The 21,144-nt window shown below is 70.5% G+C and carries 20 protein-coding genes and 1 tRNA gene; 9 read left to right on the top strand and 12 right to left on the bottom strand.

The features are described from left to right. Positions 1-404: 404 nt before the first annotated feature. Positions 405-1,052 (top strand): hypothetical protein, encoded by a 648-nt coding sequence (locus tag TsocGM_RS16995; RefSeq protein WP_126726660.1) that lies wholly within the window; start codon positions 405-407, stop codon positions 1,050-1,052. Positions 1,053-1,199: 147 nt separating this feature from the next. Continuing rightward, on the top strand, positions 1,200-4,775 hold the full coding sequence (locus tag TsocGM_RS16990) for a PVC-type heme-binding CxxCH protein (RefSeq protein WP_126726659.1): 3,576 nt from the start codon (positions 1,200-1,202) through the stop codon (positions 4,773-4,775). 62 nt (positions 4,776-4,837) lie between these two features. Here the strand turns inward: TsocGM_RS16990 and TsocGM_RS16985 are convergent, their stop codons facing one another. The 6 genes from TsocGM_RS16985 to TsocGM_RS26120 all read right to left on the bottom strand — a co-directional run bounded on the left by TsocGM_RS16985 (position 4,838) and on the right by TsocGM_RS26120 (position 9,511). Then, a complete protein-coding gene (locus tag TsocGM_RS16985; protein WP_126726658.1) occupies positions 4,838-6,253 on the bottom strand; it encodes a hypothetical protein in 1,416 nt (471 codons plus the stop codon). 102 nt (positions 6,254-6,355) lie between these two features. Then, positions 6,356-7,408 (bottom strand): 5-oxoprolinase subunit C family protein, encoded by a 1,053-nt coding sequence (locus TsocGM_RS16980; protein ID WP_158633600.1) that lies wholly within the window; start codon positions 7,406-7,408, stop codon positions 6,356-6,358. Next, complete coding sequence (locus TsocGM_RS16975) at positions 7,405-8,127, bottom strand: 5-oxoprolinase subunit PxpA (protein WP_126726657.1); 723 nt, start codon at positions 8,125-8,127, stop codon at positions 7,405-7,407. Before TsocGM_RS16975 ends, TsocGM_RS16980 begins: the two co-directional genes overlap by 4 nt. 66 nt (positions 8,128-8,193) lie before the next feature. Continuing rightward, the gene (locus TsocGM_RS16970; RefSeq protein ID WP_233578979.1) at positions 8,194-8,913 is read right to left on the bottom strand and encodes a 5-oxoprolinase subunit B family protein; all 720 of its coding nucleotides are present in this window, start codon (positions 8,911-8,913) and stop codon (positions 8,194-8,196) included. After that, complete coding sequence (locus tag TsocGM_RS16965) at positions 8,900-9,229, bottom strand: carboxymuconolactone decarboxylase family protein (RefSeq protein ID WP_126726655.1); 330 nt, start codon at positions 9,227-9,229, stop codon at positions 8,900-8,902. Before TsocGM_RS16965 ends, TsocGM_RS16970 begins: the two co-directional genes overlap by 14 nt. 27 nt (positions 9,230-9,256) lie before the next feature. Beyond that, the gene (locus TsocGM_RS26120) at positions 9,257-9,511 is read right to left on the bottom strand and encodes a carboxymuconolactone decarboxylase family protein (RefSeq protein ID WP_158633599.1); all 255 of its coding nucleotides are present in this window, start codon (positions 9,509-9,511) and stop codon (positions 9,257-9,259) included. Between the two features lie 88 nt (positions 9,512-9,599). Between TsocGM_RS26120 and TsocGM_RS26115 the strand changes: the two genes are divergently transcribed. The 4 genes from TsocGM_RS26115 to TsocGM_RS16940 all read left to right on the top strand — a co-directional run bounded on the left by TsocGM_RS26115 (position 9,600) and on the right by TsocGM_RS16940 (position 12,999). Further along, positions 9,600-10,823: a hypothetical protein gene (locus TsocGM_RS26115; protein ID WP_158633598.1), complete on the top strand. Its 1,224-nt coding sequence runs from the start codon at positions 9,600-9,602 to the stop codon at positions 10,821-10,823. A gap of 181 nt (positions 10,824-11,004) precedes the next feature. Continuing rightward, positions 11,005-11,814 (top strand): enoyl-ACP reductase FabI, encoded by an 810-nt coding sequence (locus TsocGM_RS16950; RefSeq protein WP_126726652.1) that lies wholly within the window; start codon positions 11,005-11,007, stop codon positions 11,812-11,814. Between the two features lie 37 nt (positions 11,815-11,851). Next, the gene (locus TsocGM_RS16945) at positions 11,852-12,274 is read left to right on the top strand and encodes a (deoxy)nucleoside triphosphate pyrophosphohydrolase (RefSeq protein WP_126726651.1); all 423 of its coding nucleotides are present in this window, start codon (positions 11,852-11,854) and stop codon (positions 12,272-12,274) included. A 47-nt stretch (positions 12,275-12,321) separates the two neighbouring features. Next, positions 12,322-12,999 carry a hypothetical protein gene (locus TsocGM_RS16940; RefSeq protein WP_126726650.1) on the top strand — a complete coding sequence of 226 codons (678 nt, stop codon included), beginning with the start codon at positions 12,322-12,324 and terminating at the stop codon, positions 12,997-12,999. Positions 13,000-13,150: 151 nt separating this feature from the next. On the opposite strand, the gene TsocGM_RS16935 is transcribed toward TsocGM_RS16940, so the two are convergent. The 4 genes from TsocGM_RS16935 to TsocGM_RS16920 form a co-directional block, all read right to left on the bottom strand. Further along, positions 13,151-13,762 (bottom strand): ATP-dependent Clp protease proteolytic subunit, encoded by a 612-nt coding sequence (locus TsocGM_RS16935; RefSeq protein WP_126726649.1) that lies wholly within the window; start codon positions 13,760-13,762, stop codon positions 13,151-13,153. A 63-nt stretch (positions 13,763-13,825) separates the two neighbouring features. Continuing rightward, positions 13,826-14,476, bottom strand: a complete 651-nt coding sequence (locus tag TsocGM_RS16930; RefSeq protein WP_126726648.1) for a ClpP family protease — start codon at positions 14,474-14,476, stop codon at positions 13,826-13,828. Positions 14,477-14,681: 205 nt separating this feature from the next. Then, on the bottom strand, positions 14,682-16,196 hold the full coding sequence (tig, locus tag TsocGM_RS16925; RefSeq protein ID WP_126726647.1) for a trigger factor: 1,515 nt from the start codon (positions 16,194-16,196) through the stop codon (positions 14,682-14,684). 129 nt (positions 16,197-16,325) lie between these two features. Further along, positions 16,326-16,397 (bottom strand) — tRNA-Gly (locus tag TsocGM_RS16920). Positions 16,398-16,754: 357 nt separating this feature from the next. Between TsocGM_RS16920 and TsocGM_RS16915 the strand changes: the two genes are divergently transcribed. From TsocGM_RS16915 to TsocGM_RS16905, 3 genes are all read left to right on the top strand, one after another. Continuing rightward, on the top strand, positions 16,755-17,387 hold the full coding sequence (locus TsocGM_RS16915) for an FHA domain-containing protein (RefSeq protein WP_126726646.1): 633 nt from the start codon (positions 16,755-16,757) through the stop codon (positions 17,385-17,387). Between the two features lie 352 nt (positions 17,388-17,739). After that, positions 17,740-18,597, top strand: coding sequence for an XRE family transcriptional regulator (locus TsocGM_RS16910; RefSeq protein WP_126726645.1), 858 nt, complete (start codon positions 17,740-17,742; stop codon positions 18,595-18,597). A 99-nt stretch (positions 18,598-18,696) separates the two neighbouring features. After that, the gene (locus TsocGM_RS16905) at positions 18,697-19,482 is read left to right on the top strand and encodes a hypothetical protein (protein WP_126726644.1); all 786 of its coding nucleotides are present in this window, start codon (positions 18,697-18,699) and stop codon (positions 19,480-19,482) included. 72 nt (positions 19,483-19,554) lie between these two features. Here the strand turns inward: TsocGM_RS16905 and TsocGM_RS16900 are convergent, their stop codons facing one another. After that, the gene (locus tag TsocGM_RS16900) at positions 19,555-19,839 is read right to left on the bottom strand and encodes a carbon storage regulator (protein WP_126726643.1); all 285 of its coding nucleotides are present in this window, start codon (positions 19,837-19,839) and stop codon (positions 19,555-19,557) included. Positions 19,840-19,973: 134 nt separating this feature from the next. Then, positions 19,974-21,116, bottom strand: coding sequence for a hypothetical protein (locus TsocGM_RS16895; RefSeq protein ID WP_148114881.1), 1,143 nt, complete (start codon positions 21,114-21,116; stop codon positions 19,974-19,976). Positions 21,117-21,144 lie beyond the last annotated feature (28 nt).

Here is a 21,144-nt window from a genome sequence, read left to right as displayed (position 1 = left end):
CGGCGGCCGATCGATCGGGGGGGGCCGATCTCGGATCGAAGCCCGGCCCGGAACCCGGCCCCACCATACCCGCCCGGCTCGGGCCATTGCAATCAATCGGCAGGAGGGAGCAGGCCCCGGAGAGGGCTCGGGGCCGATCCGGAGAGCGTCCGAGCCAACGGTCCGTGGGAAGAGAAAACCGACCTTGACAGTGGTGAGCGGAGGGGTCAGGAAATCGCGACAATCCGCCCCATCGTTTCAAGCCGGTCGGGGCGCCCTCCGATATTCCGGTTGTGCCGGAGCGGGAATCTGGCATCATTCCCCGCCGATCGTCGGATGGCCGGAGCGGAACGGGTGGGTCTCCCATGGAAGCGATTGGTATCCCGGGAGGGAGGCGAAGGCCCCTCTCCCTTCGAGTCCGGCTGGTGCCGGCCGCGGCCTTGCTGCTCGCGGCCTGGCTGGCTCCCTGCCCCGCCGGGGCCGGCCCGATGCGGGACCGCCTCCAGGCGACGGTCGAGCGTAACGTCACACTGCGGAATCTCTTGCAGCCGGATGCCGGGACCCTCCGGGCCGAGGCGGCCGCCGCTGGGCTGCGGGCGACCCAGTTGAACCGCGAGGCGATCCTCGACTCCGAGGCCTTCCGCCGCCAGGAGGCGATGCTCGCTCGGGCCCTGGGCCAGGGGAACATCCGGGTGCCTCGCCCCCAGTTCCTGGACATCCTGCTTGCCGCCGACGAGAGCGGGCGGATCCCCGACTCCGTCACGGCCGACTACCTCCGGTGGCGGCGGAGCCTCAACCCCGCTCGGTTCGACCGGTTCCACCCGCTGATCGGCCCGATCCTGGAGCGGGACCGGATCGTCCGCAACCAGACGCCGATCCCGCTGCCGCCGGTCCAGGTGCCCGGCGAGCCGATCCTCCCGCCGATCGACGTCGGGGGAGGGCCGCAGCCCGTGCCGAACCCGCCGACCAGTCCCCAGGTGCCGATTCCGGAGCCCGGATCGCTGGTCCTCTGGGGAGCGGTCGGCCTGGGAGCGGCGCTGGGCTTGGCCTGTCGCCGACGGCCCGGCTCCTGAGAGGAGTGCCGCTCCGGGCCGGGACGACCGGCCCCTTCCCTCGGCCGCCCCCATCCCCTACCCTCGACCGAAAGGTTCCGGGAGGGCCGATCGGCCCTCCCCGAGCTGGGTCGAGATCGCAAGGCGAGCCCTGGGGTTGGGACAGCGATGAGCAGGCGACTCGGAATGATCGGGGGGATGGCGTTCCTGGCCGGTTCGATCGGCCTCGGCCTCGGCCTGTCCTGGGCGGCTCCTCGCCTTGCGAACCCGGAGGACGAGGCCTGGCGCGAGGTGCCGATTCCGGAGACCTGGAAGGAACCGCCCCGGATCCGGCCGGCCGAGGGGTCGAGTTCCGGCCGGGACGGCTTCGCCTGGTATCGCTGCGCCGTGGAGGTCCCGGCCGATTGGGCCGGCGAGCCGCTGGCCCTGTTCGTCGAGCCGGTTGACGACGCTCGGGCCGCCTTCGTCAATGGCGTCCAGGTCGGCGCCGCGGGCTCCTTCCCCCCGAGGTTCCGCAGCGGGCTGGGCGAGCAGGGGCGTTTCCCCATTCCCGACGGGGTCATCCGCCCCGGCGAGCCGAACGTGGTCGCCGTCCGGGTCTACTACAACGATGGCCGGAGCAACTTCGCCGTCGCCGCCCCCGCCCTCTACGCCGAGGGCCGGGCCGAGGCGATCAAGATGGAAGGCCCCTGGGAATACCGGGCCGGCGACGACCCGTCGTGGGCGGCCGGGCCGGTTTCGAGCGTGGGGGCGACCTACGCTCGCCTGGATCGCTTCGACGACCTGGACGCCTACCTTCGGCTCCGGCAGGGGGACACCCCCCCCCTGGCCCCGGAGGTCGCCCTCGATCGCTTCCAGGTGTCGGTGGGGCTGGCGGTGGACCTGGCCCTGGCCGATCCGGTCATCGCCCAGCCGCTCCAGGTTTCGTTCGACGAGCGGGGGCGGATGTGGGTCGTCGAGTATCGCCAGTACCCCGATCCCGCCGGCCTGACCCCGGTCAGCCGGGACAAGTTCCTCCGCACGGTCTATGACACGACGCCGGAGCCTCCTCCCCACGGCCCCCCCGGGATTGACCGCGTCTCGATCCACGAGGACCGAGACGGCGATGGGACCTTCGAGACGCACTCGGTGTTCCTCGACGACCTGAACCTCGCCACCTCGATCGCCAGGGGCCGGGGGGGCGTCTTCGTGCTCAACCCGCCGTACCTGCTGTTCTACCCCGACCGAGACCAGGACGACGTCCCCGACGGCGATCCCGAGGTTCTGCTCGAAGGCTTCGGCCTGGAGGACAGCCACTCCATCGCCAACAGCCTCACCTGGGGGCCCGACGGCTGGCTCTACGCCGCCCAGGGGAGCACGGTGACCGGTCGGATCCGGCGTCCGGGAGACCCGGAGGAGGCGATCGTCCACTCGATGGGGCAGCTCATCTGGCGATACCACCCCGAGACTCGCCGCTACGAGGTCTTCGCCGAGGGAGGAGGCAACACCTTCGGCGTGGAGATCGACGCCGTCGGTCGTGTCTACTCCGGACACAACGGCGGCGACACCCGAGGATTCCACTACGTCCAGGGCGGTTACTACCAGAAGGGCTTCACCAAGCACGGCTCGCTGTCGAACCCCTACGCCTTCGGCTATTTCCCACCGATGGCCCATCACAGCGTCCCTCGGTTCTCGCATAGCTTCCTGCTCTACGAGGGGGGCGCGTTTCCAGAGCCCTACCCGGGGAAGCTCTTCGGCGTCGAGCCCTTGCAGGGGCAGGTGGTCCTGAGCGAGGTCATGCCCGAGGGCTCGACCTTCAAGACGGCGGACCTGGAGCGCCCGATGAGGACCGAGGACCCCTGGTTCCGCCCCGTCGCCATCGCCCTCGGCCCCGACGGGGCCCTGTACATCTCGGATTTCTACGAGCAGCGGATCGACCATAGCAGCCACTACGCCGGCCGGGTGGACAAGACGAACGGCCGAGTCTATCGGCTCCGGGCCTCCGACTCGGCGCCGGGAGCGTTCCCCGGAGCGATCGGTCCGAAGGCGCCGTTCGACCTGTCCTCCTGGTCGTCGGAGCGTTTGCTCGGCCTGCTCGAGCACCCGAACCGATGGTTCCGCCGCGAGGCCCTTCGCCTGCTGGGAGACCGGAAGGATCCGTCGCTGATCCCCGGGCTCCGGGAGGACCTGCTCGCCCTTCGGGCCGACGAGCGGGCGCTCGAATCCCTCTGGGCCCTGAACCTCTGCGGCGGGCTGGACGAGCCGACGGCGGTCGCCCTGCTGGACCACCCCGACCGCCACGTCCGATCCTGGTCCGTCCGCCTGATGTGCGACGACTTCGAGGTGAGCGACGCATTCGCCGCCGCCCTGGCCGACCTGGCCTCCCGGGAGCCGTATGTCTCCGTCCGGAGCCAGCTGGCCAGCTCCGCCCGCCGCCTGCCGGCTCCTCAGGCCCTGCCGATCGTCCGGGCGCTGCTCCGCCGAGATGAGGATGCGGCCGATCCCCACCTTCCCCTGCTCCTCTGGTGGGCGATCGAGTCCAAGGTCGGGGAGGAGCCCGACCGGGTGCTCGCCCTGTTCGAGGAGGAGGGGATCTGGGCCGAGCCGATCGTCCGACAGGCGATCCTGGGCCGCCTGATGCAACGGTTCGCCCGAGCGGGCTCCCGGGCCGACCTCATCCGCTGCGCCCTTCTGCTGGAACGGGCCCCTTCCCGGGATGTGGTCGATCTGCTCCTGGCCGGTTTCGAGGAGGCCTTCGAGGGGAGGGCGCTGTCGGCTCTCCCCGAGCGGCTCGTGACGGCGATCGCCGCTTCGGGAGGCGGCTCCCTGCCGCTCCGAGTCCGCCAGGGAGACGCCCCGGCGGTGGCCGAGGCGATTGCGATCGTCACCGACCCGGCGGCCGACCCCTCCTCCCGGCTGGAACTGATCCGGACCCTCGGCGAGGTTCGCGAACCCCGGGCGCTGCCGGCGCTGAAGGCGGTGGCCTCGACCGAGGGGCCCGACGCCCTCCGGGCCGCGGCCCTGGCCTCCCTCCGGCCGTTCGACGAGCCCGAGATCGCCCAGCTCGCCATCTCCCTGCACGACGACCTCCCGGACGAGGCCCGGGACGCCGCTCAGGAGCTCCTCGTCGGCCGGCGTTCGTATGCCGACGCCTTCCTCGAGGCGATCTCCTCCGGTCGGGTGGACCGCCGCCTCGTTCCCGAGACGATGGGCCGGAAGGTCGTGTTGCTGGGAGACGAGGACCTCGCCGCGAAGGCCCGGGAACTCTGGGGAGAGCTGGGGGGAGCGTCGGCCGAGCAACTTCGCCGGGAGGTCGAGCGGTTCGAGGCGATGATCCGCTCCGGGACCGGGAACCCGTACACCGGCAAGGAGCTCTTCCTCCAATCGTGCGGCAAGTGCCACACCCTCTTCGACGACGGCGGCGACGTCGGGCCGAACCTCACCAGCTACCAGCGGGACGACCTCCGGTCGATGCTCACCGCCGTGGTCGACCCGGCGGCCGAGGTCCGGGAAGGCTACGAGACGTACCTCGCCCTCCTGCTCGATGGTCGGGTGGTCACGGGGTTCCTCGTCGACCGCGACGACCGCGTGGTCGTCCTCCGGGGGGCCGACGGCCGCAACGAGGTCCTCCCCCGGGCCGAGATCGAGGAGCTGACCAGGGTTCCGCAGTCGGTCATGCCCGCCGGCTTACTCGAACCGTTGAGCGCGCAGCAGGTCCGCGATCTGTTCGCCTATCTCCGCAGCACCCAGCCGTTGAACAATTGATGGCGGCCGGAGGGGAGGACCAGTCCGATGACTCGGGCCGCCCTCCGGGACGGGGGATCGGATCACCCGCCGCGCTCGACGATGGTGAACGGCAACTCCGAAACCGTCTCGTCCCCCGAGGTCAGGTCGCGCTGCGAGACGCGGAGGACGTAGCGCCCGACGGGGAGCGAATCGGGGAGCGAGAGCCAATAGCCCACGAAGTAATCCCGACGGGGGCGGTCGCAATGGTCGTCCACGGTGCGGGCCTCTCGCCAGGTCGCCGAGGCCTCCGCCCTGGGAATGATCTCAAGTGTGGTGAAGAGCTGGGAGCGGTGCCCTTCGCCGTCGCTTCGATACCGGACCCCTTCCAGCTCGCAGTAGAGGATCACGTCCTGGCCGGCTCGGCAATCGCTGGCGTCGATCGGGTCGATTTGGCCGAAGCCGAGGACTTCCCGGCAGAAGGCGACTTTCGAGACCCGGAGGTCGAGCGTCGCGCCCTCTTCGGGGGCGGCCGCTTCGGTCGGAGCCGGGAGGATCGCCGCGGGATCGGCTCCTGGTCCGGGCTCCGAGAGCAGCTCCATGACGGTCTGCCAAAGGCTGGCGGGGTTGGGCTCATTCTCGGCGTCCGAGAGCCAGTGGAGGACCCGGTTGCGTGAGGCCCAGAGCTCGGCCGAGCCTCCCTCGCGCCGGGATTGCTCCTCGGTCAGCGCCAGCAGGGTTTGCAGGCCGGCCCGCCAGTGCTCCGACGGCCGAAGCGGCGACGGCGACGGCTCCGCCCCGAGCCGCTCCGGCTCGGGAGGGGGTGGATCGGAGCCATCCGGCCCGGCGTCCAGCGGAGGGGTGGGCTCGAGCGGCGGCAGTTCGATGGGCCGGGGATCCGGCCTCGGCCCGGCCTCCTCGACGTCCGGGTCGGTGTCGGGTTCCGGCTCGACCGGGGGAAGGTCGAGGGGAAGGGAGGGCGCCGGCTCCGGCGGCGGAGGAGGGGTTGACAGCGGCAGGACCGGGGGATCCGGCTCGACCGGCTTCTCGTCCGGGACCGCATCGGTGTCTCCCGTCTCGACGGCTTGGGCGAGGGGGAGCGACCCGGGGGAGATCGGGTCGGGGGGGGGCTCGGGCTCCGAGTCGGGGCCGGACTCCGGCGCTTCGTCGAGCGCGGCCGATCGGACGGCCTCGGCCCGGACGAGCGCGGCGTCGAGTAGCGGGGTTGGGGGGGGCGTTCCGATCGCCTCCTCGGGAGCGACGGGAATCAGCGGGGGAGGCGTCCCGGGCGGGGGGGATCGATGGCCGTCGTGCTGGGCGAGCGTCGTCCCGGATTCCGGTCCCCTCTCGGTCGTTAAGCCGGGCGGATCTCCCCGGAGGTAGGCCGAGTCGGGACGGCTCGGCACCGGGTAGAGGGACGGGTCGACGCGACGACGGACCGGGAGCCAGTCGCAGCCGGCCGACGCCGCCATCGGCAGCATCAGCGCCGCGGCTCGCCAGATCGGGGCCACCGTGAACATCGTGGCATCCTTGCCGGTGATCGGGACGATTCGCCCGAGAGCCGAGGCCGGTCGGGTGGGGGCCACCCGAGGCCGGTCGCTCGGAACGGGCCGGGCGATAGGTTACCCGTCCTCCCTGCCCCGGCAAGGTCGATTTCGGTCGGACGGCTCGCCTTCCGCCGAGGGACCGGACCCCGGGGGCCGTCGCTCCGGATCGGCCAGGGTGCCGGCCCCGCCGACCGCGGCCTCAAGGCGGAGGAGGATCCCCCGCCGAGCGCGTCTCGATTCCCGATCGAGGCGCCTGGCCTCCGCCAGGGAGATCGGAGCGAACCGGAGCACGTCCCTTGGCCTCGCCTGGGCCAGGCGGGGGAGGTCGGCCGAGGCGACCACCGCGACGAGCGGGTAGCCTCCCATGGTGCCGGCGGCCACTCCCAGGAGGATCGGGCGGCCTCCGGAAACCTGGATTCCTCCCGGGAGGACCGGGATCGACGGCCGGTCGGGAGGAGTGCGGACCTGGATCGGAGGCCCGTCCAGCCGGAGGCCCATCCGGTCGCTCTCGGAGGAGACGACGAACGGGTTTTGGTGCCAGTCCCGGTCGACCAGCAGCTCGGCATCGGGGCCCTCGATGATCCGGATCGGGAGGCCCTCCTGCCCGGGGATCGCGAGGAGGCAGGGGCGTGGCCGCCGGATCGGGGAGGAACTCGGCAGGGCGGGGATCCGCTCCCCTTCCCGGAGCGGCCGCTCCGACGATCGGCTTCCCGAGACGATCGGCGTTCTCCAGCCTCCCCGGACGGCCAGGTACGTCCTTGCTCCGGAGGGGAGGCCGCCCAGTTCGAGCACGTCGCCGGGGAGGAGCCCGAACCCGATCGGGGGGAGGACGGTTCGGCTTCCCGAGCCGGAGAGGACCCGGGCGGGCATCGGGGCCCCGGCCAGGGCGACGGCCAGGGGGCCATCGGCCCGGAACTTGCCGCCGAGGAGCACAAGCTCCAGGGTCGCCGCTCCCGGAGGGTTCCCCGCGAGGGCGTTGGCCAGCTCGTGCGATTGCGAGTCGAACGCTCCTCCCGGGGGAACCCCCCGGGACCGAAGGCCCAATCGGCCGAGGTCCTGGACCGTCGTCCAGGCGCCGGGGTGCAGGACCGTCAGGCCGGATGTCGCCAGCTCGTCCCGCTCGGTCACGCTCCCGTCCCCCGGACGAAGCTCCGGACGAGCACCCCGGCGTCGGCCAGGGCCGTCCGCAGCCGATCGGCCAGGCGAAGCGCTCCGGGGTCGTCGCCGTGCAGGCAGATCGTCTCCGGCCCCCGGCCGATCAGCGACAGGACCTGCCGCACCGCCTCCTCCGGGTCGTCGATCACGGCGCCGGGCTCCGATCTCGGGACGAGCGAGCCGTCCGGGCGATACCGACGATCGGCGAAGCCCTCGACCACGAAGCGGAGGCCGGCTCGCCTGGCCTCCTCGCCGAGCACGCTCCCGGCCAGTCCCAGGATCGGCCGCCGGGGAGCGAAGCCGGAGACGGCCGCCACCAGACCCGAGGCGATCCCTCGATCCCGCTGCGCCTGGTTGTACAGCGCCCCGTGCGGCTTGACGAACTGGACCTCCGCCCCGAGTCCGGCGGCCCATTGCCCGAAGCGATCGAGCTGCTCCCGGACGATCGCCTCCACCTGGGCCGGGCTCGCCTGGCGTTCCCTCCGGCCGAATCCCTCGCGGTCGGGGAAGCCGGGGTGGGCTCCCACGGCCACTCCCTTGCGAAGCGCCGCCTCGATCGCTCTGCGGCTCACATCCGGTCCCCCCGCGTGGGCTCCGCAGCAAATGGAGGCCGAACTGACCCGGTCGAGCAGCGCGTCGTCGTCCGGAAACCCTTCGCCGAGGTCCGCGTTCAGGTCGATTTCCCGGATCATCGCACCGGCCTCCTCCGCACCTCGATTTTGGCCTTGGCCCCGACCGGGCCGAGTCGCGGCATCCGATCACCGGAGCGGGATGAGATCCCCCCCGCGGTCCGGCTCCCCGAGCCGAAGGCCCCGGAGGGCATCGAACCGATCGGGGCCGATCGGCTCGAAGCGGACGAGATCGCCGGCAACCATTGGGAAGAACCCGCTCGAGAGGTCGGCGATGACCAGGGGGGTCCGGCCGAGGAGGTGCCAGCCCCCGGGCGATTCGGCCGGGTAGATGCACGACTGGCTCCCCGCGATCGCCACCGATCCGGCGGGAACCCGGGTCCGGGGAGGCTGCCTCCTCGGGAGGCCGGTCAGCGCCTCGGGGAGCCCGCCGAGGTACGGGAAGCCCGGCAGGAACCCGATCGCCCGGACGACGAACACCGCCTCGCAGTGAAGGCGCACCAGGTCCCCTGGCTCGATCCCAAGCGCTCGGGAGGCCTCGTCCAGGTCCTTCCCATCGTACAAGACCGGCACCCGGTGCGTCCTCGGGCCGATCGGCCCCTGGCCGATCGGGGAAGCAATCGCGAGCAGCCTCTCGGGCAGGGCCCCCGGATCGACCGCGTCGGGGTCGGCGAAGACGGCGACCGTCTCGAAGCAGGCGACCGCGTCGAGCACGCCGGGCAACCGACGGCTCCGGATCGCTTCGGCCCAGGCCGCCGCTTCGTCCTCCCGATCGAACCGAGCCATCAGGGCGCGGTCTCCCAGCGGGGCGAAGCCTGGGGCCGTTCTCCCCCGATCAGGCCGACTCACCCGATCCCTCCGGTTCGGTCGGCTCCCCTCCCCGGGGAGGGGGAGCGGCGAAGTAGTTCGGGTCGTCCAGGCCGAACGCATCGGCCACCCGGTTGAAGAACGCGAACAGGGCGGCGATGTAGACGCACTCGGCGAGCTGCTCGTCGGTCCAGCCAAGGCAGCGCAGGGCGTCGACCTGCTCGTCGGTGATCCGGTAGGCGTGCCTGGTGATCGTCTCCACCAGGCGGAGCAGTTCCCGCTCGGCCTCGGACAGCGGGGCGCCGTCGAGGTCGGCTCGGGAGAGGTGCTCGTGCAGGCTCGGGTCGGGTTCCTGCAACTGCAGGAAGAAGGCGTGCGACCCCGTTCAGTAGGGGCACTGGTTCAACGCGGAGACAAAGGTGGCGATCATCTCCTTCTGGCGGCGGGTCAGGTGCCCCTCGGAGAAGTGGAGCCGATCGGAGAACCCGACCACGTCCCGGAAGAAGTCCGGCCGAAGGCTGAAGCACTTGAGGATCCCGGGGATCTCCGACCGGCCCGGGTTCCTCGCCTTCCAGGAGGCATACGCCTCGGCCAGCTCCCCCCTCGCCTCGTTCTCGGAGATCCAGCGAATCCGAGCCATCACGCACCTCCGTCCCGGTACAATGCGGTCGAGTCGCAGGGAGATTCTACCCGAGGCCGGTGTCCGGGCGGGGGGAGACCTCATGGGAATGGCTCTTTTGGGCTCAATCCTGATCCTGCTCTCGAGCCCCCTCCTCCTCGTCCAGGGGGGGGCGAACGTCGAGGAGACGGCCGGATCGGCCGCCGATCGGGTCGTCTTGCGCGACGGCTCGGTTCTCCTCGGCCAGGTGCTCCCCGCTCGGCCGACCCGGATCGAGGTGGTCGTCCGCCGCGATTGGGCGGAGGAGCACCTCCCCGAGCTCGCCTCCTCGTGGCAAGCCCTCGAGGAGCGAATCCTCCGCCGGGCTCGGGAAGACCGGCTCGATCGGCTCCGGCGCTGGCGGGCCGATCGGGTCCCGGTTCGAGGAGCGGCCGACCCGGTCGTCTCCTGGATCGATGCGGAGCTCGATCGCCTCGACCCGGGCCTCCCGGCCGATCCGACGCCGCTGATGCTCGTCTCGATCGACCGCCGGGAGGTGGCTCGGGTCGAGGAGCGGCCCGAGGATCGGCGCCGGATGCTCCGGCAGGGCTGGCGGGCCGGATTCGATGGGGTCGAGACGATGCCCGTCGATCGGCTCCAGGAGGGCTTGCAGGCCCTGGGGTTCGCCCTCAGCGCCATCGACCCGGCCCCGATCGACGACCTGCTGCCGATCCCGGTCGAGTCCGATCGCCGTTGGCTGGCCCGACGGGCCTCAACCGAGGTCCTGATCGACCCGGATCTGCGGTTTGTCCGCTTCGGCGGCCTGGTCTTGCCCGACTCCGGCCCGGCGATCGAGGTCGATCCGGCGGGCTTGGCCCAGGCGGTCGGCGGCCTGGTCGGCAACCTGCTCGGCGAACCGGGGACGACCGATCCGATGCGGCTGGCGCTGGCTCGGATCGAGGGGTCGGGGCGTGTCGGGGCCGTCGTCACGCAACTGGAGCTGAGCCCCGGATTCGACCGGGTCGCGGTCGAGGCGAGCCTGCTGGTCCGCACCGGTCCCGGGCGCTGGGAGCGGGTTGCCTGGCGTCGGGGGGAATCCCGGGTCGCCGAGCTTCCCCCCGGCGCCGGCGGCGACCTCGCCAGGGATCCTCAGGTTCAAACCGCCTTCCGGATGCTCGAGGCGATTGGGATCGGTCGGACCGATCCGAGGGCCAGACGCCTGAGCCTCTCGGTCGGCGCCGCGACCCGGATCGCCCTGGATCGGGCCCGATCGGCCCTGGATGCGGACCTCCAGGAGGCCGCCCTGCGCCTCGACCGGATTGGGAATGGGCGGAACGGCCCGGGGGCACGTTGAGCGAACCGGGCCCAGGGGTTATGCTTGCGGACATGACGAGGTCCGGGGCGATCGGCGCCGCGGCGTGGACGGACCGGCCGGACGAGGCCGATCAGATCGAGCGGCGGGACGCCTCGGGCCGAGGCCGACCGCGAGGATCGCCGGCCCCGGGCCGGATCCGAACCCTTGGAGGGACCCGGTGATGGGGCTGTTCTCGGGAAAGAAGGGATTGATCCTGGGCGTCGCCAACGACTACAGCATCGCCTGGGCGATCGCCCGGAGGCTGGTTGACGAGGGAGCCGAGCTGGGGTTCACCCACCTGCCGGGTGAGAAAATGGAACGCCGGGTCCGGCGGGTCGTCGACCCGATCAACCCGAAGCTGCTGGTTCCCTGCGACGTCCAGAAGGACGAGGACATCGCCGCCGCCTTCTCGGCCGCCAGGGAGTCGTTCGGCACGCTCGACTTCGTGCTGCACTCGATCGCCTTCGCCCCGCTGGACGACCTGAAGTGCCCGTTCGTCAAGGCCAGCCGAGACGGGTTCAAGCTGGCGATGGATGTCAGCGTGTACTCGCTGGTCGCCGTCTCCCGGTCTGCCTCGGAGCTGATGCCCGAGGGGGGGGCGATCCTCACGCTGACCTACTATGGCGGCGAGAAGGTCGTGCCCGGCTACAACATGATGGGGGTCTGCAAGGCGGCCCTCGACGCCTCGGTCAAGTACCTCGCCTTCGACCTCGGCCCGCGGAAGATCCGGGTCAACGCCCTCTCCGCCGGGCCGGTCAAGACGCTGGCGGCCTCGGCGATCGGCGATTCCGACAAGCTCGCCGGGCTGTATGAGGCGATCTCCCCGATGAAGCGGAACATCACCCGGGAGGAGGTCGGCTCGACCGGCATGTTCCTCCTTTCCGATCTGGCCAGCGGGGTGACCGGGGAGATCCTCCACGTCGACTGCGGCTATAATGTGATGGGCTCCCCCGGGCAGGCCCTGGAGGCGGCGCTCCAGGCCAAGGGGTGAGCCGAGCGGCGAGGGTCCCGGAAGGGCGTCGAGGGCGATGGCCGGAGCGACTGGAGCGACCCGGGTGGGGATCGGCCTGATCGCCCGAGGGGGTCGCGTCCTGATCCGGCGCCGTCCTCCCCGGCCCGGCTCGCCCATGCCGGGCCTCTGGGAATTCCCCGGCGGCAAGTGTGAGCCGGGAGAATCCCCTGAGGCCGCCGCCGCCCGGGAATGCCGGGAGGAAACCGGGCTTCTCGTCGAGATTGGCCGGCGACGGCGGGTCGTGACCCATCGGTATCCGCACGGCCTGGTCGAGCTCCACTACTTCGACGCCAGGCCGGCCGACCCTGGGGCCGAGCCCGAGGCCGGCTCGGGGTTCATCTGGGCTCCCGTCGCCGACCTGCCCAACCTGAGCTTCCCCGAGGCCAACGCCCCGATCCTGGCCGAACTCGCCTCCTCCTCCGACGAGGAGGCCGGTTAGCCCCGAGCCGACTCGTCCCCCTCGTCCTCCAGTTCGGGTGCCCCTTCGTGTCGACGATGGCCCCGCCGATCCTGAGCCTGGGTCCCCTCGCGGCCTATCTCACCGCGCAGGGGCTGCTGGCCTGTTCCCGCCGTCCGAGACTCGTGGCCGGGGCGCTCGATCACCTGTTCCTGGCCTTCGGCCTCGGTGCCCTGCTGGGGTATGGCCCTGTGGGCTCGGTCCTCCTCGGCGCGCTGTCGCGATCCTCCGAGTCCACCCCCCACCTGGCCTGGATCGCGTTCCTAACCACGATCGCCCTCGTCTTCGCCGGGTCGTCCCGACGCCGGCTGATTCTCTACAATCTCGACCCCGTCCGGGCGCAGGCCGCCGTCCGGGACGCCCTCGCCCAGTTGCCCGGCGCGTTCTCGCCGACGCTCCTCGGGTTCGAGGATCGCGCCGTCGGGAGGGGGCTCCGACTCAAGAGCTCCCCGATGTTCCGCACCTGCGAGCTCGAGGCGTTCGGGCGCCGGGCGGACGAGCTGATCGAGGCCCTGGCCGGCCCGCTCCGCGATCGCCTGGAGCAGGATCGATCGCCTCCCCGGTGGCCGGTGGCGGCGTTGTGGTTCGTGCTGGCGACGGCGACGGTCGGCGTCCCCCTCGGCTGGCGATCCGCCGAGCGATCGCCAGCGCAGCCGCCCACGACGGTCATTCAGGGATCGCAGGCCGATCCGAGCCGGCCCGGATGACCCGTCGGGGGGGGCCGCCGGCGAGGATCGACCCGGCAGCGATGGAACGGAGCGTCCCGGAGGCCCCGAGCGCCGGGGCGATCCGGGACGTCGGAACAAGACCGGCTCGGGGCGTCGCGAAGCGACGGGGAACCGGCGAGGAGGGGTCGGATCAGATGGCCTCGGGGTTCCGGGGGATGGGGAGCTCCCGGTCGAGGACGTTGTCGACGAGGCCGTATTCCTTGGCCTCGGCGGCGGACATGAAGCGGTCGCGGTCGGTGTCGGCCTCGAGGCGTTCGAGGGTCTGCCCCGTGTGCTTCTGGTAGATCTCGTTAAGCTGCCGCTTCATGCGGAAGAATTCCTGGGCGTGGATCTCGATGTCCGTCGCCGTGCCTTCCATGCCGGCCAGGGGCTGGTGGATCATGATCCGGCCGTGAGGCAGGGCGTTCCGCTTGCCGGCGGCCCCGGCGGCGAGCAGCAGAGACCCCATGCTGGCGGCCTGCCCCATGCAGTAGGTGGCCACGTCGCAGGGGACGTACTGCATGGTGTCGTAGATGGCCATGCCGGCGGTAACGCTGCCGCCGGGGCTGTTGATGTAGAGGTGGATATCCGCCTTGTCGTCCTGGTGCGCGAGGACCAGCATCTGGGCGACGATGAGGTTGGCCACCGTGTCGTCGATGGCCGTACCCAGGATGATGATCCGGTCTTGGAGCAGGCGGGAGTAGATGTCCATCGCCCGCTCTTCGCGGCCGGAACGCTCGATCACGATCGGGATCAGGGGCATCGTTCGGGCTCCTTGGTCGCGAGCGTCGGAAGGGGAGGCAGACGAGGGGGCGTCCCCTCCGACTTACTTCGACGGCTCGCCCTTCTTCGATTCGTCGGTCGGGATGTGGCCGACGACGTGGTCGACGATGCCGTAGTCCTTGGCCTCGAGGGCCTTGAGGTAGCGGTCGCGTTCGGTGTCCCGAGCGACGCGATCGAAGGGCTGGCCGGTGTGCTTGGCGAGGATCTCGTTGATCTCGCGCTTGGTATCGAGGATCTCCCGGGCCTGGATCTCGATGTCGGAGATCTGGCCGCCGACCTGCCCGTAGGGCTGGTGGATCATGACCTTCGAGTGCGGCAGGGCGTAGCGCTTGCCCTTGGTCCCCCCGGCCAGGAGGACCGCGGCGCCCGAGGCGGCAAGGCCGATGCAATAGGTCGCCACCGGGCAGTCGATGAACTGCATGGTGTCGTAAATCGCCATCGTCGCCGTGACGCTGCCGCCGGGGCTGTTGATGTAGAAGCTGATGCCCTGCGAGCGGTTCTCGTACTGCAGGTACAGGAACTTCATCACCGTCACATTGGCGATGCCGTCGTTGATCGGACCTTCAAGGAAGATGATCCGATTCTCCAGCAGCAGATCGCTGAGGGTCATCTGCCGCTGGCGGTTGTAGTCGCGGTTCCGCTGCAGAATCGGCGAGAGCGGATCGGCGTCGAAGGGCGCGCGGGGGGAGATCATGGGAGCGGGTCCTCGGGACGCATCGGGCGGATCGCGAACCAGATCGGCGAGGGGCCGAGGGCCCCGCGCCGAGGGGTCCTCGGCCCGACTCGGGTCGGTTGGGGACCGGTCGGGACACGATCCCCGGACGTGATGGCGGCCATCGCTGGGGCTCCGTCGGCCTCCGCCCCGCGGGAGGGCACCGGCCGACGGCTCTCCCCCGGGATCACTCCTGCTCGGATGACGTCGACGGGGGCTCCCTGCCGTCCTCCTCACCGGCCGAGGTGCCCGAGGCCGTCTGGTCGAGCGTGTCAGCCGCCGGTTCCTCCTCCGGCGTGGCGACCTCCTCGAGCTCGACGGTGATGTAGTCCAGGATCCGGTCGATCGCCTTGCGCTCGAGAATCTGGGTGGCCAGGTTCTCCATCTGGCCCTCCTTCTGCAGCCGCGATCGAACCCGACGCGGCGTCTCGTCGGTCCGGATGGCGATCAGCTCGATCTCCTCGGCGAGGTCGTCCTCCTCGACCTTGATCTGCTCGCGCTCGGCGATCTTCGAGAGCAGGAAGAACTCCTTGAGGTTCCGGAGGGTGACCTCGTGGGCGTTGGCCCGGATCTCGGCCTCCCGGGCCCGGAGTTCCGAGTCGGTGTAGCCGGCCTCCCGCATCTCGTTGACCAGCCGGCGGAGGGTGCTGAGTTCCTGCCGCTTGACCAGGTCGGCCGGCAGCTCGAAGGGGGCACGCTCGATCAACTGGTCGACGATCTGGCGGCGCACCGCCTGCCGGGCCTGGAACTCGACCCGGCGTTCGAGGACCGAGCGCAGGGCGTTCTTCAGGTCCTGCTCGTCGTCGAAGCCGATCCCCTCGAAGAACGCCGCGTCGGTTTCGGGAAGGCGGAGGGTCTTCAGGTCGTGGACCTGGATGGTCAGGTCGATCTCCCGACCCCGGAGCGAGGGATCCGGGGAGGAGGAGCCGATCTGTGCCTTGGTCGTCCGGGATTCCCCCGGCCGGGCCCCGGTCAGGGCGGAGGCCATGTCGGGGACCAGCCCGTCCTGGAAGCGAAGCTGCTTCTGGAGCCGGAACTGAACCTCGTTGACCAGATTCAGCGGCTTGCCGTCGAGCGAGAAGGTCAGATCGGCGACCACGTAATCGCCCACCTCGGCCCCGCCTTCCAGCTTGGGGACGAGCTGGGCGTAGCGCTCGAGGAAGCTGCGGTATTGCTGGTCGACGTCCGCGTCGGTGATCTTGCGGACCGGGCGCTTGACGACCAGGTTCTTGTATTCGGGGACTTCAAAGTCGGGCTGGACCTCGACATCCAACTGGATCTCAAGCGGGCCGTCCTCGGGCAGCTCGAGGGCCTCGAAGTCGAAGTCTGGCTGGCTGATCGGGTTGAGCTTGTGCTCCTCGTCGAGCTGCTCCATGCAGGCCATGACGAGGGCCGACTTCACCTGCCCGGCCAGCTCCTTGCGGTAGCGGCGCTGGATCAGCTCGCGGGGGGCACGCCCGGGGCGAAAGCCCGGGATCAGCGCCTCCTTGTGGAGGTTGCCGAGCGATTCCTCGAACTGCTGGTCGATGTCGGAGCGCGGAACGACGATCTTGACGTGCTTCTTGCACGGGCCGGCGTCGGTGATCTGGACCTCCAGATTCAGACGCCGCTTTTCGTCGCTGGACGGGCCCTCGTCGCCGGCGACCGTGGCCGCCGAGTCGTCGGTCTGGGGCTCGTCGCGCTCATTCTCCCCGGTGCTCATCGAGGGCGATCCCTTCCGCAGAGACAGCAATCGGGCTGGGGCAGCTCGGGATACCCCGTCCAACCCGATGTGCTCGAGCGTCGGCCGCCAGCCCGGGGGTCGGTGCTTGGTGCAGGAACGAAAAAAAAGAGCGGGAGATGGGATTTGAACCCACGACAACCACGTTGGCAACGTGGTGCTCTACCCCTGAGCTACTCCCGCGTCTTGAGGTCGCCTGGGCGACGACTCAATCGACGAATTGTGAGCCTCGCGTGAGCGAGACGTCCACACTATATCTCCTCCGGCGTGGGGAAGGCAAGGGGCCACTGCCGATTCTTTCCGGCGCCCGGATGACGGTCCCGGTTTCCGGACGCGGGGGGCCGATCCGGCGGCCTGAGCGACTTCCCCGAGACGGCCTCAGGGGGGCCTTGATTGCCGGTGGGCCTTCCCCCGGGATTGCCCCATCGGCCGTCCGAATGGTATCGTTTGGGAGTCTAACCCGTAGGCCCTCCACCAGAACGATCATCGCCCCGGGCCCGGGGTGAGGCCTCCCGTGGCCCTCGACGCCGAGGTTTGCCCATGGATTACCAACTCGTTGTCCTGCAAGGCCGTAGCGCCGTGAAGACCATCCGCTTGGCTGATGGCGTCACCACCCTCGGCCGCCAGGACGGGTGCGAGTTGGTGGTGCGATCCTCCCAGGTCAGCCGCCGGCACTGTCAGCTCTTCGAGAAGAAGGGGCTGCTCCTTGTCAAGGATCTTGGTAGCGCCAACGGGACGTTCGTCAACGGCGACCGGATCGAGGAGCAACGCGTGCTGGAGCCCGGTGACGAGCTGATGGTCGGCCCGATCAAGTTCCGGGTGGAGAAGGCCACCGCCGCCGCCCCGGACGCCCCCGGCGCGGTGGCCGAGGTCAAGCCCTCCGACACGGCCGTCCCCGAGCCGGTCGATGCTCCGATCCCGCTCGACGAGGACGACGTCCTCGAATTCGTCACGGGCATGGCCGACGAGCCCGAATCGCCCCCTCCCGCCAAGGCGTCCAAGCCTGAACCGAAGGCCCCCTCCTCCAAGCGAGACACCGCGACGGCCGCCGCCAAGCCGAAGGCCCCTGAACCCGCCCCCAAGGAGGCACCGTCGGCCGAGTCCGCCGAGGCCGATGAGGCGATCGCCGAGTTCCTCATGGGGATCGAGGTCGACGAGGACGACCGTCGGTAAGCTCGCGAGGGAGCCGATCCGCACTGAGGCGCATCGGGCTCGGCGCCGGTCCCGCCGATCCGAAGGGAGCCGGTTCGGTCGTCCTGCGCAGGAGGATCTCGTCCCTTCCCCAAGGGCTCGGTCCTCCCGCCGGAGCCTCCCGGGAGGACCGCGTTCCCGGCACCTGCTGGCACGCTTCCATCCGCCCAGTGATGCGGTGTCGCAACATTCGTTCTTCGTCCTGGCGGTCGCTTTCCTTTACCAACGGGCATTGCTATACTAGGATTCTTCTGTGGCCGGCCTCGAACCGGTCGAGAGGGGGGTGCTCACCGACCTCGACGTCGACTCCCTTGCAGAGGAGGAACCTGCATCGATGGCTCGCTGCAAGAGCTCTCCTGAGGTCGTCCGCGCCAAGTGCGAGTTGGCCAATCGCCTCCGGGAGATTCGAACCGAGCAGTATGGCGAGCGAGGCGGGCCGGAACTGGCCCGCAGGCTCAACCTGCCGATCCGGACGTGGTACAACTACGAGACGGGCGTGACGGTCCCCTCGGAGGTGCTCCTCCGATTCATCGAGCTGACCGACGTCGAGCCCGGCTGGCTGCTGCACGGCCAGGGGCCGCGTTATCGGCGTCGCCGGCCGTCTCCGGCGGTCGAGGTGGGGGAGTACCTCCCCGGCTCGGTCGGGGATCTGCTTCGTCGGGCGCTGGCGATGCTCGAGACGAACCAGGATGGTGACGACGAGGTCTTCCCTCAGATCCTTCCCCCTCGGCCTGAGGGTGATGGGCTGCTCGCCGATGAGGTCGTCGTCCGGGTCGAGGACGCGGGCGGCGGGCCGGATGCCGCGGAAACCGTGCTCTCACTCCCGATGAAGCGGTACTGGATCGCCTCCCACCGGAGGTTCCGGGCCTATCGGATCCGGGACGAGGCCATGGCCCCCCTGATCGAGGACGGCGCGGTGGTGGGGGTCGCCGAGCGCCCCGAAGCCGCCGAGGCCCTCAACGGTTCCCTCGTCGCCGCCCGGATCGGGGGGCGGCTGGTCGTCCGCTGGCTCCAGCTCGCCGGGCGAGTCGCCCTGCTCCGGGCGGAGGATCCGGCGGCCGAACCGGAGGTGATGCCGATCGATGAGGAGGAGGAGGGCGAGTCGGCCTCGGCCGATTCCGGGCAGCTCCGCCGAGTCCTCTGGATCTACTCCCCCCACGGTGAGGCCCCGGCAAAGCCGACGGTCTCTTGACAGCCCGGCCGGGCGGACGGACCATTTCCCAGCAGAACGCTCGATCGTCGCGGGGTGGGCCCTCGGCCGCTCCGTCTCGTCCCGGCATGAGGTCCTGTGATGCGTCGGTCGCTTGCCCGATTCTTCCTCCTTGCGCTCTCGATCGCCCCGCTCGGCTGCGGCTTCGCGAGTTACGAGCATCGGCTCGAGGCCACCCAGGGCCGGATGCGGGATGAGATGATCCTCGACCGGACCCTCTACGGCCCGAGCGGCGGGGCCTTCCGGGAGAACAATATCTACCTCCGGGTTCCCAAGGGGCTGGCCGAGACCGAGTTCGCGCCAGTCACCCTCACCCCCGGATTCTTCGAGGTCGAGGCCAGTTACATCCCGCAAGGGTCGCAGGGGGAGCTGGCCGGAGGCCCGCTGAGTCTCCACGTCCTCGCCCGCCGCACCTCCCAGGAACCGAGCGAGGCGCAGGAGCAGCCCGACCAGCCGCACGTTCCCCGGAACGACTTCCGCTCCGATGTGATGGCGGTTCTGGCCGCGGTCTACGGCCCGGGGGTCAACAACGCCGCGGTCGAGCCGGTGAACAAGACCATCTGGCCCCGGATCACCCCCTCGGGAGACGCGCCGCCCCCGACCATCCCGTATGAGCGGCTGACCCTCACCGACCTCAATCAGCAGTTGATCCACATTTATTTCTACAGCGCCCAGTCCGGGAATGCGACCTACGACGTCGCCCTGATCTGGGAATTCCCCTCCGGAGAGCCCCCGACCACCGGGACCAATCCGGTCGACCTGACGCTCGGCACCCTGGCCGTCGGCCAGCGTGCCCAGGCCCGATTCAGCGGCCGGCCCGACTCGGCCGGCGAGGGGGAGGCGGGGGCCGGGGCCATCGCCTTCTGATCCGGCCTCTGGAGGGGCGCCCCGATGGCCTCTTCCCCCGATCGGGGAGAGGCAGCCGGGGAGGCGATCCGATCAAGGTGCCGGTTCTTGGTTCCCAGGACGGCCCGAGTTCTCCGGATCGGCCGGCCCATCCGGGCCGGAACGCCCCGCCGCGTCCGGGTTCGGGGCCGTTGGGGGATCGCCTCCGGGAGGACCGGAGGAGTCCTCCGTCCTGGCGAGTTCCCCTCGGATGACGGCGACGTCCTGGGGGGCGTCGATCCCCAGGCGGACCCGGCCCCCGGCGATGGCGACCACGGTGATTCGGATGGAGTCGCCCACCATGATGTCCTGCGACGACGTGCGGCTTAGGACGAGCATCGGTTCCGCTCCCCGGGCCCGATGGTTCGGTTCGCATCGCGCCCGGGATTGGGGCCGGTCCGCGTTGCTGCGCTCGGATGCGTGGCGTTCAGGGATCTGATCGGGATTGGGCCCGGCGGGGCGACAGCCTCGGGTTAGCCCGGGGGGCGGGTCGCCCCGGGGCGACGGAGGCGATACGGGATCATCCAGTTAAAGAGCGGGTGAGTCAGTCGACGGGTGTCGAGCAACTCGCTGATCCCGAGCCGGTTCGATCTGAAGCCGGGCCCCCGGAATTCGGCGAGCCAGCGCTGGTAGAACGGGCCGGAGTCGAGATGGTGGTCGTTCCAGCGCTGGAGGCGTTGGCCGTCGACGTCGTCGGTGAGGGTCAGCGCGCCGTGATACGGCATAAAGAACCAGTTCTTCCAGGGTTGGGCCATCGAGCGGGCGGGCTGGTGGCAGATCCGCACCGGCTTGCCGTTTTGGCAGGAGAGCCAGAGCGTCTGGGTTGGGCCGCGGGTCGGCTCGGCGATGGAGTAGATCTCGGTGCGGTCGTCGTGGTGGACGCGGCCCCATTCCCATCGGGTCATCACCGAGGAGAGTGCCTCGGCGCCCGCGTTGTGGTCGTGATAACCCCGGCCGCGGAACTCTGCGGCTCCTCCCCAGGGGCCATCGATGGCGATTGTCCCTTCGACCTGGCAATCGGAGGCGGCGAGGATCCAGTGGTGCGCCGAACCGTCCCCCCCGAGATCGATCTCAAACGGCTCGGTGCCGATCGCCGGTCGGAAGCGCAGCTCGGCGGAGATCCGGCGCCGGGGATCCCAGTCTGGGGCGTTGATCACCAGGCGATACCCCTGCTGGTCGCGTTCCAGCCGGCTCTCGGCGATCGAGATCCGGAACGGCGAAGCGGAGTGGTCGAACGCGTCTCGGCGGTGGGAATTCAGCGAATAGGCCTGGGAACGACGGCCGGGGTTGCCGCGTCCTCGTCTGGGCACCGAGGCGCCGTCGGTCCGGTACCAGCGGAAGCTCAGGCCGCAGTGATCCAGGGGGAACGGGGCGGAGTGCCGGTCGGGGCGGCGGAGGTGCCGCTTGGCCGCCTTGCCGTATTCCGGGTCGAACGGCAGGCCGACGTAGAAGGTGGCGGCGAGGGCCTGCTGGCCGTCGTCGCTGAGGGCGTCGAAGTACCACCACTCCTGGGAGCCGGGCGTTTTCAGGTTGAAGAAGCGATCGGGGTCGAGGGCGAGGGGCATCGGCGAGGCGGACACGATTGGTCGACTCTCTTCGCTGAGGTCCAGGAGCATGGGAGCCCTTCCCGGAGCGTCTCGAACC

Origin of the sequence: Tautonia sociabilis, from assembly GCF_003977685.1 — a bacterium.
Lineage (GTDB): Bacteria > Planctomycetota > Planctomycetia > Isosphaerales > Isosphaeraceae > Tautonia > Tautonia sociabilis.
This window is presented reverse-complemented; position numbering and strand designations above follow the sequence as displayed.

Bases quoted from the DNA above. Each gene is read 5' to 3' on its own strand.
- TsocGM_RS16990 (WP_126726659.1), top strand. From the start codon at position 1,200: ATGAGCAGGCGACTCGGAATGATCGGGGGGATGGCGTTCCTGGCCGGT.
- TsocGM_RS16985 (WP_126726658.1), bottom strand. From the start codon at position 6,253: ATGTTCACGGTGGCCCCGATCTGGCGAGCCGCGGCGCTGATGCTGCCG.
- TsocGM_RS16975 (WP_126726657.1), bottom strand. From the start codon at position 8,127: ATGATCCGGGAAATCGACCTGAACGCGGACCTCGGCGAAGGGTTTCCG.
- TsocGM_RS26120 (WP_158633599.1), bottom strand. From the start codon at position 9,511: ATGGCTCGGATTCGCTGGATCTCCGAGAACGAGGCGAGGGGGGAGCTG.
- TsocGM_RS26115 (WP_158633598.1), top strand. From the start codon at position 9,600: ATGGCTCTTTTGGGCTCAATCCTGATCCTGCTCTCGAGCCCCCTCCTC.
- TsocGM_RS16950 (WP_126726652.1), top strand. From the start codon at position 11,005: ATGGGGCTGTTCTCGGGAAAGAAGGGATTGATCCTGGGCGTCGCCAAC.
- TsocGM_RS16945 (WP_126726651.1), top strand. From the start codon at position 11,852: ATGGCCGGAGCGACTGGAGCGACCCGGGTGGGGATCGGCCTGATCGCC.
- TsocGM_RS16935 (WP_126726649.1), bottom strand. From the start codon at position 13,762: ATGCCCCTGATCCCGATCGTGATCGAGCGTTCCGGCCGCGAAGAGCGG.
- TsocGM_RS16930 (WP_126726648.1), bottom strand. From the start codon at position 14,476: ATGATCTCCCCCCGCGCGCCCTTCGACGCCGATCCGCTCTCGCCGATT.
- tig (WP_126726647.1), bottom strand. From the start codon at position 16,196: ATGAGCACCGGGGAGAATGAGCGCGACGAGCCCCAGACCGACGACTCG.
- TsocGM_RS16915 (WP_126726646.1), top strand. From the start codon at position 16,755: ATGGATTACCAACTCGTTGTCCTGCAAGGCCGTAGCGCCGTGAAGACC.
- TsocGM_RS16910 (WP_126726645.1), top strand. From the start codon at position 17,740: ATGGCTCGCTGCAAGAGCTCTCCTGAGGTCGTCCGCGCCAAGTGCGAG.
- TsocGM_RS16905 (WP_126726644.1), top strand. From the start codon at position 18,697: ATGCGTCGGTCGCTTGCCCGATTCTTCCTCCTTGCGCTCTCGATCGCC.
- TsocGM_RS16900 (WP_126726643.1), bottom strand. From the start codon at position 19,839: ATGCTCGTCCTAAGCCGCACGTCGTCGCAGGACATCATGGTGGGCGAC.
- TsocGM_RS16895 (WP_148114881.1), bottom strand. From the start codon at position 21,116: ATGCTCCTGGACCTCAGCGAAGAGAGTCGACCAATCGTGTCCGCCTCG.